Source organism: Hyphomicrobium sp. 99 (assembly GCF_000384335.2).
Taxonomy (GTDB): Bacteria; Pseudomonadota; Alphaproteobacteria; order Rhizobiales; family Hyphomicrobiaceae; genus Hyphomicrobium_B.
In genome coordinates, this window is the sequence record NZ_KQ031382.1 from 662851 (window position 1) to 674077 (window position 11227).

The 11227-nt window shown below is 57.2% G+C and carries 9 protein-coding genes; 5 read left to right on the plus strand and 4 right to left on the minus strand.

The window, feature by feature from the left end:
• Nucleotides 1-2: 2 nt before the first annotated feature.
• Together gspG and G359_RS03505 are read right to left on the minus strand one after the other, a co-directional pair.
• Entirely contained in the window at nucleotides 3-470 is a 468-nt protein-coding gene (gene gspG, locus G359_RS03500; protein ID WP_045837597.1) for a type II secretion system major pseudopilin GspG, read from the minus strand.
• A 43-nt stretch (nucleotides 471-513) separates the two neighbouring features.
• Nucleotides 514-1017: a prepilin peptidase gene (locus G359_RS03505; protein ID WP_197077527.1), complete on the minus strand. Its 504-nt coding sequence runs from the start codon at nucleotides 1015-1017 to the stop codon at nucleotides 514-516.
• 399 nt (nucleotides 1018-1416) lie between these two features.
• Here G359_RS03505 and G359_RS03510 point away from each other — a divergent pair, with 399 nt between their 5' ends.
• From G359_RS03510 to G359_RS03520, 3 genes are read left to right on the plus strand one after another with little or no spacing between them, the layout of a single operon-like run.
• Entirely contained in the window at nucleotides 1417-2520 is a 1104-nt protein-coding gene (locus tag G359_RS03510) for a PilN domain-containing protein (RefSeq protein ID WP_045835007.1), read from the plus strand.
• On the plus strand, nucleotides 2517-3095 hold the full coding sequence (gene gspM, locus G359_RS03515) for a type II secretion system protein GspM (protein WP_045835008.1): 579 nt from the start codon (nucleotides 2517-2519) through the stop codon (nucleotides 3093-3095). The genes G359_RS03510 and gspM overlap by 4 nt, the downstream gene beginning before the upstream one ends.
• Nucleotides 3096-3141: 46 nt before the next feature.
• Nucleotides 3142-3660, plus strand: coding sequence for a hypothetical protein (locus tag G359_RS03520; protein WP_045835009.1), 519 nt, complete (start codon nucleotides 3142-3144; stop codon nucleotides 3658-3660).
• Here G359_RS03520 and G359_RS03525 read toward each other — a convergent pair whose 3' ends face one another.
• Together G359_RS03525 and G359_RS03530 are read right to left on the minus strand one after the other, a co-directional pair.
• The gene (locus G359_RS03525; protein ID WP_156150656.1) at nucleotides 3661-4680 is read right to left on the minus strand and encodes an SCO family protein; all 1020 of its coding nucleotides are present in this window, start codon (nucleotides 4678-4680) and stop codon (nucleotides 3661-3663) included.
• A 77-nt stretch (nucleotides 4681-4757) separates the two neighbouring features.
• Nucleotides 4758-7202: a multicopper oxidase domain-containing protein gene (locus tag G359_RS03530; protein WP_082072780.1), complete on the minus strand. Its 2445-nt coding sequence runs from the start codon at nucleotides 7200-7202 to the stop codon at nucleotides 4758-4760.
• Nucleotides 7203-7758: 556 nt separating this feature from the next.
• Between G359_RS03530 and gspD the strand changes: the two genes are divergently transcribed.
• Nucleotides 7759-10113 carry a type II secretion system secretin GspD gene (gspD, locus tag G359_RS03535; RefSeq protein ID WP_052699170.1) on the plus strand — a complete coding sequence of 785 codons (2355 nt, stop codon included), beginning with the start codon at nucleotides 7759-7761 and terminating at the stop codon, nucleotides 10111-10113.
• Between the two features lie 51 nt (nucleotides 10114-10164).
• The gene (locus tag G359_RS03540; protein WP_045835010.1) at nucleotides 10165-11082 is read left to right on the plus strand and encodes a type II secretion system minor pseudopilin; all 918 of its coding nucleotides are present in this window, start codon (nucleotides 10165-10167) and stop codon (nucleotides 11080-11082) included.
• The last annotated feature ends 145 nt before the right edge of the window (nucleotides 11083-11227 follow it).

Consider the following 11227-nt stretch of genomic DNA (forward strand, 5'->3'; position numbering starts at 1 on the left):
CGTCAGTTCGAGACGTCTTGGTCTTCACCTGTACCGCCCGCGCTATTATCGCGTCCCAAAGTGTACACTTCAGGACCACCGCCCGGCCCGGGAAATCTATATTGATAAGGGCGACCCCACGGATCTATCAGTCCCTGAGCTTTTTTGAGGTAAGGGCCCTTCCAATTTCCAGCGCGCGGCGGCGCTTGGACCAAAGCGTTGAGGCCGGCCTGTTGTGAAGGAAAGGTGCCATTGTCCAAGGCATAGAGTTCAAGCGCCGTCGAAATAGCCGAGATCTGCGCCTTGGACGTCTCGGTGCGGGCCTTGCCGAGATAGTGAAGAACTTGCGGAGCCACGACCGTCGCCAGAAGCGCGATAATTCCAAGAACTACAAGGAGTTCGAGAAGCGTAAATCCGGCATCGGCCTTTGCGTTCTTATTTATAGCCGCATTAGCTGCTTTGCCTTTGCTGAACCGAGCAGAGATTTTCATTGAAAACATCCCAATCCCGCACGCAAAAAAGTCTGAATCTGAATCAGACCAAAGGCCCATATAGCCAAACAAACCATAGACCAAAGGATATAAATGGCCCGAATGGAATTCGGGTCTCTCGTGTTACGTCAATTCCAATTAGTTTTGCAAGCAAAGCGCCAGTCACCGCCGACACGCTGGAGATGAGCAGTGTGCTGGGTAATCCGACAATGCCGAGCCAGGCTCCGGAAGCCGCCAAAAGCTTCGCATCTCCGAGCCCCAGTCCGTCTTTGTTTCGAAAATAGCGATAGAACTGGGAGATCCCGTAGAGCATGAGGAAGCCAAGTACGGCTGCCGCCACATGCCAGAGCGCTTGTTCCCAAGAACCGACTGAAGTTACGAGAATACCAACAACAGCAAGCGGTAACGTTAGAATATCGGGCAACCGTTGGATCTGAATATCGATTGCGCTGAGGAGCGCGAGCGTCGCGGCCAGGCAGAGTGAGATGGCGATCGCGCCCGCAGAAACCTCTTCCGAAAGGGCCGGCGCACCGGTGAGCAAGTACAATAGACAGAAGCCCGCGAACAGCGCCGCGGAGCGGCCGCCCGATCCATGAAGGTGTTCAGCCTTCAGGCTGTCCCGAAATCGTTTGAGAGCGGTCGTGCTATCGGGCATGCGAATAAATACCGATGGGTCTAAAGCTTTAATGTTTGAAATTGATACCGCGTGCGAAGCAGGAATGCATCGTCGAATCTTTCTTGACTCTATTTGGGTAAAACCACGCTCCCAACTTCAATAGCGAAATTTCCGAAGTGCCATTATAATTAAGTTGCCAATCGAACGCGTCGGGAGCTTATTTACAGTGTGCGGAGAAAAGAGGCGGTCCATCACATTTTGTGAGCTGCTTTGGCCGCGTACTTGCATTGCATGAAGAGGTTTTTGCGTAACGGGTAACGAGTTTCTTGTATGTTAGCGTCGATTTCCGATCCGCTCTCACGCTTTTTTACGTGGTGGGGCTCAGAGCTGACCGGCATCCTGTCGCCGGCACCTGTGGTCGCTTCAGATAACCCCAATCTATATACGGTCGCCGTGCTTGAGTCCGGTGGCTATCGTTTGATCGAGCCTCGGAAGCCGCGCACCTCCTCGAATATCGCGAACGAAGCCGCACTTTCGTTGTCGGAAATATTGTCGCTCGTCGCATCCGTTGGGCGTGCAAACCGGTCGGCAACGATCGGCATCCGTGTTCCGCAACGGGCGTGCTTCGTGCGCAATGTCACTCTTCCCGGCGCCGCAGCTCGCGATTTCCCAGTGCTTCTCTCTCTCGATTTGGAGCGCACCACCCCGTTCAAGCAGAAGGACGTATATACCGCACACACGGTCGACCCATCGCGAAGCGGTGGGGGGAGGCAGTCGCTTCGGCAATACATTATCAAGCGATCGCTCGTGGATGGGCTGAAGTCCGACATTGAAGCTCTAGGGCTCAAGGTTACGTCTCTCGAATGCATCGATGCGGCCGGGGCCATCGCTCCAATAAACTTTCTCGAAGTTCCAAGCGGCCGCGACGCGAGTTTGAGGATGAAGTTGCTTCTTGGGCTTGCCAGTTGCGCTGTCGTTCTCGCCGCAGCCGGCGCATATATTGATGTCTCGAGACACGAAGCGGCGCTGGAGCTGTTGCAGTCCGAAACGGCGCGTCTGAAGGACGAAGCGCAGTCCGTTCGCGACATGACAGCGAAATATCAAACGACGGCCTCGGCAATTGCGAGCTTCAATCAACTCCGGCGGGAAACGGTTTCGCGCGTCGCGATTCTGGAAGAGCTGACGCGGCTTCTGCCCGATTCTGCTTGGGTGAGCGACGTCAAGATCAGCGGAGCGACGGTGGACATCTCCGGCCTCGCGACGTCCGCAAGCGCAATCGTGCCGATCCTCGAGAAATCCCCTCTCTTTGTTGACGCGACTTCGACCTCGGCCCTCACATTCGATCCTCTTCAAGATAAGGAACGCTTCGGCATTCGCGTGCGCTTGCGCAACGTCGCAGAAGAAGTCGAGAAGGCAGGGGAAGAAGCGCAATGATTTACCGCATCACAAAACCCATGCGGCAGCTTATTGCGGTTGGTCTCGCGCTGCTCGTCTTCGGCTGTGTGGCAGCTGCCGTTGTAATCCCGCTTGCGAGTCCCGTTTCCGAGGTCAAGGACAGTATCGAACGCGAGCGGAGCGTGCTGGGCCGATTGCAGACGATCGTCGACGATCGCGATAATATTCAAAATTTTGACCGGCGTGCGGAAGCCGCGCGCAACAGCGGTCTGTTCATCGTAGGTGAGAGCGAAGCTATTCGACTCGCATCGGTGCAGTCGCAGTTATCCCAGATCATGGCGGCGAATGGCGTGAAACCCCGATTGACGCGAGGTCTCCCCGGCCGTGATCGCAACGAGCTGCACCTAGTCGGTGCGCAAGTTCAAATCAGCGCGCCCATTGAAAAATTGCAAAAGGTTCTTCTCGACATCGAGGGGCATCAACCGGCTTTGCTCGTCGACTATCTGCAAATCACGCCGTCCTCTCTTGGTGGCGTGTCGAACGACGACGAAGCCGGCGCCCTCGATGCTAGATTTGATGTGTACGCAGTAGCGTTACGTTCGAAGAGTGAGTGATATGTTAGCGGGCAAGATTAGAGACATTTCGGGTGGTCATATGATTATGGCAGCCCTCGTAGTGACGAACGCCGCCTTTGCATATTTCGCCTGGGATCAATGGTCCAAGCCGATTGATATCTCGGCTGATCTCGACGGCGTGGAGGGCGGTGACAAAGCGGTTTCTGAGGGAGGCGAGACCACTATCGCTCCACCGCCGCGGGCCGGTAATCTCTCTCAGACGACGGCACGGCCGATATTCAACTCGTCGCGCCGTCCCATCGAACCGAAGAAGATCACGGTCGCCGAACCTGCTCCTCAATCAATGGTGCCAGCAGTGTCCCCGGATCAGTTGCTGCTTGTCGGCATACTTCACACCGGCGTGGGCGATGACCGTGCTTTGATCCGAGAATCAAGCGGGGCTGCCGGCAGCTGGGTATTCATCGGCGACTCGATCGAGGGTTGGCGCGTCCGCGCCATCAGAAGCGAAATGGCTGTTATAGAAAACGAAGGCAAGCAGTACGAACTGCGAATTTCTTACAACACGCCGATAACTGACAACAAGGTAACGGCCTTCAATCGCTGATTACTCGGGCATTTTTTGCATGCCCTGCTTCTCGTGAGAAGCAACGCCTGTTGTCGGTTGCGGACGGGACAGCGAAGTGACGTATGAGAGTACGTCCTCCGCATCGGATGGCGAAAGTCCCAGATTCGGCATCCGCACTGCGGGAAATTTTTCCGCAAGGCGCATAGCGATCGGATCCAGCCGCGCGAACATCAGATCGGGTCGCGAAACAAAGCTCTTGATCCACTCACGATCGCGACGGCTTGCAACGTTCTTCAAATCCGGCCCGGCGCGATCTCCGCCGCCGACCGTATGGCAACCGGCGCACATGCTGGCAAATAGCATTTGGCCTGGAGCCAATTCGACGGCCCCGGGTTCCGCGGCGCTTGCAGAAGCGTCCGCGAGCCTGAAATCGGGGTCCATCGAACGAATAGTAAGGGCCAGCTGATCGAGATCGCCAAACACCGAATCGCGCGACCAGCTGCCCAGGCTGTCGTTGCCGAGAAGTATCTCCTGCTTGTGATCTTTTAGGCTTTTGGCCCTTTCACCGAGCTTGTAGCGAAGGGCGGCGATGTCTTCAGGTTTGCCCGTCAGGAAGCGCCATCCCGGTCCCACGTGAAAGGCCCCGGCGTGCTTCTTCAGCTCAGCGGGACCGTCGTGCTCGGGATCGATCGAGATCGAATACATGAAGAAATCGCGGCCAACCGCATCGCCAAGTTTCTCCTGCAGCATCGCGAGTCGTGACGTCGTCAGCGGACAAATTTGCGAGCAGCTCGTATAGATGAAATTGATGATGACCTTCTTGCCTTTGATAAGGTCGTCGTAGAACCGAAACCGGTTGCCGTCCTGATCGACAACCGGAACATTCGGCATGTAATTTCCGCCCCAACGGGCATCCGCATTGGCCGTCGAGAATGATGAGTCGGTGCTCGTCGCGATGCCGGAACTTCGCCAAGCCCACGTAAGGCCGGCTGCGCCCGCTACTGTCATTGCGACAACGGCGGCCGCCACCGGCAGGCCGGAAAGTTTCAAAATACGCACGATCTCTCCATCAAAGCGCAAGCCAACTCGAGCTATCCGCAAGAGTTTGAGCCCGGCATATCAGATCCAAATCGCTCTCAGCCTTTGCCCGAGGACTTTGAGCTGCTGCTGGATGCCGACGAACTGCCTGAGGAGGAGCCGCTGCCGCTACCGCTAACGTTCTGCGTGAAGAACTTCGTGTTCGCGGGATCGCCTTCCGGCTGAACTTGCGGTGTCGTCCAGACAATCCCGTCTTCGGTCGGATTTGGCGTCGGCGTGATCGCTGTGCGTTCGCCACCCAGAACCTGGATACGCATCAACAGCGCGAAGTCTTCATGGACCGTGTTGTGGCAGTGGTTCACATACGATCCGCCGTACTCGCCGAAGCGAACCTGGAATTGCACCTGGCCCGACGGCCGCAAACGCCATACGTCCTTTCGCACCAGTTTCTCGGTCGCCGGGATGCTGTCTTTGCCACGGTTCATCGTGACGCCTTCTTCGAAATGAAGATGAATCGGATGATCCCATCCGCCGCCTCCATTTATGTACGTCCAATGCTCTGCCTCACCGGGCTTCAGCGGCGTAATGAGTTCAGATATCCGGTTTGCGTTCATGGAATGAGCGGATTGACCGTTCACCTTTATGATCCACGGGAATCCCTGAACCACTTCGGAGCAGTCGGGTGTGCACTGTCCGTTGGCTCCACGCGAATCGCCGTTGCCGCGGCCAAACTCGACGACGCGCGTGCGAACGGGAGTGATGATCGGAATTTGCTCCGTGAGGACGCCTGGAACCTGGCTGAGATCCGGGTCGGTCGCGCGGAGGGTAAGCGTCGGATCGTCCACGCTCTGAAGCTGGCTGACGATCTTGAATTTCAAGTTTTTTCCGACAACGGGGTCGGACGACTTTCCGGCGAACGCATCGGCAAGCGAGAGGGCATTGTCAGGTTTGTTGCCGCTTGTCTGCTGCAGAACATTGACAAGGAACAGTTCGTCCCCGACGCGATATTTCGAAAAATCGACGACGATGTCATACCGCTCGGCGATTCCTTGCTGGTCGAGCTGGGTCAATGTCAGCGGATTGACGACGAGGTTGCCGTCGTTGGCGATGAATTGGAAAGGAACCGCCTTCGCCTTCGAATCCGCGATGGCCAGCTGAATGAAACGCGACATGCTGGCGTTCAAAATGCGGAAGCGGTATTTCCGGGGCAGCACTTCCATCACCGGTTTGTAGGCGAAATTGACGAGCGGAAGATCGCCGATGAATCCGTCGGTCGTGAAAATATCGAAGAAATACTGGCCGCTGGAATCGGTGGCGCCATCGGAATGGACGATATTGACGTCGAAATCCGAATTGCCCCAATCGCGCGCGTATCCGCTTGGAAGGCGCAGGTTGACCGCATCGCCGCGGGCATTTCCTAAGGGTCTTTCGTTGCCGCGATCCCGTCCACTGTAAACATTGTTCATCATGAGATTGCCCTTGTAGACATTCTCAGCGGTGAAGAAGAAGCGGTGGTCGTGGGCCCACATCGTGCCGACGAGCTCTTTCCAATCGCCCGGAACGTTGACGAGGCCACCGTTGCCGTCCGGACCTGACGCCCTGTCATCTGACGCATCGGTGTTTATGTAATCGCGCCGCGCGAGCGTCATGCTCCAGCGGTAATCATAGAAGGTGCCAGGGTAATGATGGACGTTTGCCGCGCCGTCGCTCTCCGCACCGTTGTGCATATTATGGAAATGCAGCTGGCTCTGGTTGCGTCCAAATCCGCCGTTCTGCGTTTGATCCGTCGGCAGGCGGTTATAGATGCGCATCATCGTCGGCTCGCCGTAGCGGAGCTTGATGAGGGGCGGCGGCATCACGCCCCGTGCGTTCGCGCCCGTTCCATAGCACCAGACACTGTTGGGATTCTGCGACGGCAATAGCGGATGGAACTTGGTCCCGTCCTGGCATTGGGCGAGGGACATGTAATATCCGGTCTTTGGAAAGTACTCGTCCCAACGTTGATGCGAAAAGGCCTCTCCGGGCGGCCGGCCTTCCATCGGCCCACGCTGGGTCGTTGGATTTACATACGGATTTCCATTCGACGACGGATTTTTGTTGGATTGGCCGGACTGATAGTTCGTGTAGTCGTCATGGTAGGAAAGCCGCTTGCATCGATCGACGGGTTGGCCCCAATCGCCCTGGTGAAGTTTCGGATCTGTGGCGGCCAGATCTGCGGGGTTGGAGCTTCCGCTCGGCGTCACGCGGGTCATACTGAACGGCGCTTGCTCACGGAGGCGTGGCAGAGGCTGCGTAAAGGGGGTCGCTGCGCCAAGTGGCGTCCGCGGCACTCCGGTCGGTCCGGATGCGAAGGCGCTACGCGCGAACGGGCTGAGGCCGTTCTTCGCTATCAGCACGCCGCCCGCCGTAAACAGGCCCAATCTGAAAAGATCGCGCTTTGTAATTTGACCGTCTGCCAGCGCCTTTACGATCTCGGCGCGATTCCTGCGCGCATTTTCGGCTTCGCGCTGACGAATTTTGGACGCGTCCTTGGGAAGGTACATTGAAAAAGCCCCGCACGCTGGATGAAAAAATCGACCTGACCTGCCCGGCAATTCGCCCGGCTCCGACACCTCGGTTCCCTGCCAAGGCAGCTCCGCGGTGCACCCCGAGTTAGCGGCAAACTCTTCATTCCCGCTACGCACCTGTTTCCGGGTGATTAGGTCGCCCGATCAGGCCCATTTGTCTTGATTGCCATCGGACTTTGGTCTGATGCGATTGGGCAGCCTTTGCTGTGTAATTTCACAGATCGCCCGCCGAGGCAGCGATATTCAACAAAGGCCTCTAGCTTTTCATCCAATCGGCGACGGAATTGAGGGGCAAGCCGAAAGGCAATTATACAACAGATGCGGACGGAGCTGCCGAGGACATCGGCACGTGTTTGCGCAATGAGACGTATGCAAATATTGCTATCTGCCGTGGGCTAATTTTTACTTCGGGCTGGGGACTCATTTTTCGGCGGCGAGTGAGCGACAATTGTTTCGAAGGATTGTGTTAATCCCGCGTATAAATGCGATTAGGTGGCTAAGCGGCGGCTGCGAATCGCGCCAGAGAGTAGGGATGCTTGCTGATTATCGACATGCTCTGCTCTTTCTCGGCAGCCTTGCGCTTGCGGGCTGTTCGTTGCCGTACGGACAGCTGGCTTTGCCAGACCCCATTACTGGTCCGTCAAAGGATGCCAAGTCCCTGTTGGCGTCGAAATCAACGGGAACACCGCTTTCGAGCCCCTCGCCGCAATCGGTTGAAGATGCGCGAGTCTACACAGGCTCAGGTGAATACGCGAAAGAACCCGGGAAACGCGTTGGTGATGCGACCCCGCCGGGCGCATCGCCGATAACCACGGGCGCGACGGTAGCAGACGGAGCCAACGGCGTTGCTCCTCTCGCGCCGACGAGCGAAGTCAACTCGGCAGGCATCACGATAAATCTGGTCAATGCTTCGGTGCCGGAAGTCGCCAAGACCATCCTGGGCGATATCCTGGGAGTGAATTACGTCGTCAGCGACAAGATAAAATCTTACATCACGCTACGAACGGTGCATCCCGTCGACAAGGCGGGCCTGCTCGAGATTTTTGAATCCGTTCTTCGCGCTGAAGATATCGCAGTCGTCGCTGAGGGTGGTGTCTACAAAGTTCTACCTGCCGCCGATGCGGCCGCCTCCGGTGCACCCCTGCAAGGGCGTCTTTCAAAGAAGGCCAACCAGATAGGCCTCGCCAATGAGATTGTTCCGCTGACTTACGTCGCCGCACCAGAAATGGAGCGCATACTGAAGTCGGCCGCACCCGACGCCAGCGTCCTACGCGTCGACACGAACAGAAACCTCCTTCTCATTTCCGGTACGCAATCCGCCCTGAATTCGATGAAGGAGCTGGTCGGAGTTTTCGACGTGGACTGGATGCGAGGCATGTCGTTCGCGATTATGCCAGTCGAAACCGGCGATCCCGCAGCCATTGCTGAAGAGTTGGACGTGATTTTCGCGAACGACAAGGACAGCCCGACCAAAGGGATTGTGCGCTTTATACCCAATCAGCGGCTCAAGTCCGTCTTGGTGATCAGCTCACGCCCCGAATATTTGAAGAAGGCGGAAACGTGGCTCGCCCGCATCGACCAAGCGAGCCAGGCGACGGAAAAGCAGGTCTTCGTTTATCACGTGCAGAACAGGCCGGCCGCCGATCTGGCGCAGCTTCTGCAGAAAGTCTATCGGTCCGGCAGCCAGAACCAGCAATCGTCCCAGGGAGGTCCGTCGCAGGGGTTGAATGGGCCCGGCGCCGCGCAATCGCCTGCCGATGCCGGCGGTGGCTTGGACGTCTCTCCCGTAGCGCCTCCGGTCGTCACGCCTCCCGGTCAGACGGCAGGATTATCTCCAGCGCCATCGCCGAAGGGCTCGGATACCGCGAGCGATGTGGGCGGAGGTTCGCAGGCAAACGCGCTGGATGCGAGCGGCGGGCAGAGGTCGGCGTTCGGTTCCGGAGGACCACCGGATGATCGTTCCGCGGGAATTACCGTCACCGCCGACGAGCCGAACAATTCCCTCGTGATTACCGCGACGAAATCCGAGTACAAACGCGTACGCAATATATTGCGATCGATAGACGTCGCTGGCAATCAGGTGATGATCGAAGCGACGATTGCCGAGGTCACGCTGACAGATGACTTGAAGTTCGGCGTGCGATGGTTCTTCCAAAAGGGCGGCAACAACTTCGGCTTCAACGACGTGGCGAGCACAGCTGTGTCGAATGCCTTTCCCGGTTTCAATTACTTCCTGAATGTCGCGAATATAAAGGTCGCAATCAACGCGCTCAGCGAGATAACCGATGTCAACGTCGTCTCATCGCCGACCTTGATGGTGGTGGAAAATAAGCGAGCGGTTTTGCAGGTTGGCGATGAAGTCCCGATTGTCACACAGCAGGCACAGGCCGTGTCGGCCGGCGATGCACCGATCATCAATAGCGTGTCGTTCCGTAATACCGGCGTGATTTTGGGCATCACCCCGAGGGTCAGTGATGACGGCAAGGTCGTGATGGAAATCGAGCAGGAAGTCAGCGACGTCGTAAAAACGACGACGTCGACGATCGACTCTCCCACCATTCAGCAGCGCCGGATCAAGACGACGGTGAATGTCCAGGATGGACAGAGCATAGTGCTGGCTGGACTCATTCAAGACCGCGCCACACGCCAGCGTGATCAAGTCCCCATCCTTGGCAATATTCCGTATGTCGGAAACATTTTCAAAACCAAGGACGACTCGATAAAGCGAACGGAACTTCTCATCGCGATAACCCCGCAGGTAATCCGCGATCAACTTCAGATTGATCAAGTTACTGCCGAATATCGCGATAATCTCAATCTCTCGACCCGCCCGCAGCGGCGCACGCAACCCGATGTCCGGGAGCAACTTGACCGGATTGTTCGCTAGGGCGCGGCACGCCGTGTGCCAAACGCCGTTAGGCTCATAGGTTTCGCTCGCATGCGCCGGCAATCGCACGACGAAGGCGGCTTTATCCTAGTCGTTGTCTTGTCGATGTGCCTGCTGCTCGCACTCATCGCAGCCGTCTTCTCCCGTGCCGTGCAGAGCTATCTTCACGAGGCGTCAGGGATCACGCATTCGGCGCAGGTAGAGGCGGCTGCCGATGCCGGCGTCAACATCGTTGCCCTCGAGCTTGCAACCGAGAGAGATACCGGTCGCAGACCCCGCTTTCCGATCGACGGAAGCGAATGGGCCTGTCGCATCGAAGATGGCACCGAACTCGTCGTCGCAGTTCAGGAAGCCGGCGGGAAAATCAATCTGAACTTGGCAGACGACCGGTTGCTTTCTGCCCTCTTCATCGGTCTGACGGCCACGCCGGCGGCCGCAAGCCAGTACGCCGACCGCATCATCGATTTCAGAGATCGCGACGATGACAGGCGGTTGAACGGAGCCGAGCATGATGAATATGTCGCCGCGGGCGCAACTTGGGGACCGAAGAATACTGCCTTCGACAGCCGCGAGGAATTGCAACAAGTTCTAGGTCTCGACCCTGCAATGATCGACGCGATTTGGCCGTACATAACTCTCTACTCGGGAACTGCCGGACTGGACCCCGCCACCACATCGAGCCAGTTGGCAGATATCGTCACGCGCGGGTTTTCACAACTGCCCCACGCCGACGCATCGTCTCTCGAGCAGGGCCGCGTGCCCGCCGAATTCGTCGTAGCGTCGGGGCGACATTTCTTTGAAGTGACCGTCGCAGCCCGGTTGGAAGGGGGAGCCATTTTCGCCCGCGAAGCCGGATTTGAGATTCCCGCCGGAAAGGGAACCATGCCTATCTTCAAGATGTGGAACCGTGCTCGCGGAACGACCCAACAGCGCCAATGGCCGCCCTCATCAGCGCTGCCGCGATGCTGAGCCGGTTGATACATTGCAGGCTGTGGCGCGACAGTACCTGCGACCGGAACCAAATTGGGCTAATCTCCGAAATGCTATCTGCAATGACGTTTTTTCAATTGCGGACTGAAATGGACGAACGCAGGCGCAGGGATCGAATGCGAAT

What these genes read in the sequence shown, in the direction of transcription:
- G359_RS03540 (WP_045835010.1), top strand. Translation starts at nt 10,165, where the DNA reads ATGCGCCGGCAATCGCACGACGAAGGCGGCTTTATCCTAGTCGTTGTC.
- gspD (WP_052699170.1), top strand. Translation starts at nt 7,759, where the DNA reads ATGCTTGCTGATTATCGACATGCTCTGCTCTTTCTCGGCAGCCTTGCG.
- G359_RS03520 (WP_045835009.1), top strand. Translation starts at nt 3,142, where the DNA reads ATGGCAGCCCTCGTAGTGACGAACGCCGCCTTTGCATATTTCGCCTGG.
- gspG (WP_045837597.1), bottom strand. Translation starts at nt 470, where the DNA reads ATGAAAATCTCTGCTCGGTTCAGCAAAGGCAAAGCAGCTAATGCGGCT.
- gspM (WP_045835008.1), top strand. Translation starts at nt 2,517, where the DNA reads ATGATTTACCGCATCACAAAACCCATGCGGCAGCTTATTGCGGTTGGT.
- G359_RS03510 (WP_045835007.1), top strand. Translation starts at nt 1,417, where the DNA reads ATGTTAGCGTCGATTTCCGATCCGCTCTCACGCTTTTTTACGTGGTGG.
- G359_RS03530 (WP_082072780.1), bottom strand. Translation starts at nt 7,202, where the DNA reads ATGTACCTTCCCAAGGACGCGTCCAAAATTCGTCAGCGCGAAGCCGAA.